General features: G+C 33.0%; 3 protein-coding genes. 2 read left to right on the top strand and 1 reads right to left on the bottom strand.

What is annotated here, in order from left to right; translation table 11 throughout:
- The coding region (locus tag ENL20_06255; GenBank protein HHE38156.1) for a TrmH family RNA methyltransferase at positions 1–634 on the top strand (634 nt) is incomplete at its 5' end.
- Between the two features lie 95 nt (positions 635–729).
- Here the strand turns inward: ENL20_06255 and ENL20_06250 are convergent.
- Positions 730–999, bottom strand: a complete 270-nt coding sequence (locus ENL20_06250; GenBank protein HHE38155.1) for a hypothetical protein — start codon at positions 997–999, stop codon at positions 730–732.
- 113 nt (positions 1,000–1,112) lie between these two features.
- On the opposite strand from ENL20_06250, the gene ENL20_06245 reads away from it, so the two are divergent.
- Positions 1,113–2,288: glycosyl transferase family 1 (locus ENL20_06245; GenBank protein HHE38154.1), on the top strand; the 1,176-nt coding region annotated here is incomplete at its 3' end.

Raw genomic sequence — 2,288 nt, 5'->3', positions numbered from 1 at the left:
GAATTATTCGGACAATGAAGAATTAACTAAAATTTCAGGTTTGATAAATATTCAAATGGATTTGAGAAAATTTTTATCCATAACAGTTCCATTGGAACACAAAATCGGATCAAACCTGAAAGATAACGATTTTCTGATCCTGCAGAAAGATGGAGAAAAACCTGAAAAAAAGAAGATTCCGCTTTATCTGATTTTAGATAATCTGCGGTCATCTTTTAATGTCGGTTCGATCTTTCGCACGGCGGAATGTTTTGGAGTTTCCGAGATATTGTTATGCGGATACACGGCAACACCGGAAAATAAGAAAGTGCGGAAAACAGCAATGGGAACTGATAAAATCGTAAAATGGAAGTATTTTGAACGAACTGAAAAAGCGATTGAATTTCTTAAGAATCGTAATATAAAAATTTATGCTTTAGAAACAACTTCCAACGCAAAACCGATCAATGAAATTGAAATTCCAAAATCCATTGCCTTGATATTTGGTAATGAAGCATTAGGAATTTCTAAAGAGATATTAAGGTTAACCGATAAAATTGTACAAATTCCTCTTTCCGGTTGGAAGAATTCTTTGAATGTCGGTGTAACTGCTGGAATTTGCTGTTATGAAGTTAGCAGGCAATGGGGGAAATAATTAACCGCAAAGACGCGAAGAGCGCAAAGTAAACCTAAATTAACGGAAAAAAATTTCGTGAAAATTCGTGTCAATTCGCCTGCCTTGTCGAAGTATTAACGAAGACTGGTGGTTTCTTTATTTTCCTTCTTTTCCTTTTTCTCAAATTTAAAATATTTATTCCCATCTTTCCTGATCAGATTAAGTCGCAGAAGTGAATTCAAAATAACTTTCGCAAAATATTTATCCGATTGAAAAAGGCAGTCATCAGGAAAACTTTTTTTCATTTCCTGGGTGCTGGTATGATCGACGATCTCCAGAACATCATCAAAGGAAATACCTTTGTCAGTAACCTTCTGTAAGACTTTTCTTTCTATTGGTCGCATTTTTTATCCTAAATTTTTGGACAAAAAATTAATGATCTGGATTTTTGTCAAAAATTAATGAGAGGATTCTAAAACCTTCAAGGTTTTGGAAACCTTGAAGGTTTAAGCAAGTAATGAAAAAGATTTTAATCATTACATATTATTTCCCTCCCAGCGGAGGTTCCGGAGTTCAGCGATGGTTAAAATTCGTTAAATATCTTCCAGAATTTGGGTGGGAACCGACTGTGATCACAACTAAAGATGGTGATTATCCATCTATCGATCGATCCCTGCTGGAGGATATTCCAAAAAACATTAAAATAATCAGGACAAAAACACCAACCTTTGGAAATGTTTTTCATAAAATGAATAAGAAGAATTCCGAAATTCCGTATGGGAGCTTGGAATCAAGTTCTGAGGATTCTCTGATAAAAAAAATCTCGATCTGGTTCAGGTTGAATCTTGTTATCCCGGATGCACGCAAAATCTGGAATAAATATGCTTTCAAAGCAGCAAAAGAAGAACTATTATCTCATAAATATGATTTTATCGTTACGACAGGTCCACCTCATTCTACTCATTTAGTCGGTTTAAAACTGAAACATAAATTCAATATAAAATGGATTGCTGATCTTAGAGATCCCTGGACTAAAATGGGATATTTGAAAAATGTCAGAAGATGGAAAATCACTGAAAGATCAGATCAGATATTAGAACAGAAAGTAATAAAAAAATGTGATCTTCTGTTTGTTGCTCATCAGAAAATTCTGGATGATTTCGGCAATGAAGAAAAAATGCATCTGCTGACGAATGGTTTTGATCATGAGGATTTTGAGAATATCCAAAAAGAAAAAGAACAAAATAACTTTTGTATAAATTATTTTGGAACGATCTCTTTAGAAGCAAATCCTATCTCGATCCTTAAAGCTGTTAATGAGCTATTTGATAAAGGAAATAAAAATATCAGATTAAATTTCCGGGGAAAAATCGATCATAAGGTAAAACAAATTTTGCAGAAAGAAGACAGAAACGATCTGGTAAAATTTCATTCATATACATCTCATAAAAAAACTATCAAAAAAATGATAAATTCCTCGTTATTATTACTTATGGTTAATAATGTTCCAAATAACAAAGGAATAATTCCGGGAAAAATCTTTGAATACATCGGCTCCCAAATTCCGATTGTAGCTGTGGGACCGAAGGAAGGAGAAGTTGCAAAAATTCTTGAGGAAACAAACAGTGGAAAAATATTTACTTATCATGAAATTGAAGATATTAAAAAATATATTGAATCCAAATTAGATAAT

Source organism: Candidatus Cloacimonadota bacterium, from assembly GCA_011372345.1.
GTDB lineage: Bacteria > Cloacimonadota > Cloacimonadia > Cloacimonadales > TCS61 > DRTC01.
Note: the sequence above shows the minus strand (reverse complement) of the source record. Positions and strands in the feature narration are given on the sequence as shown.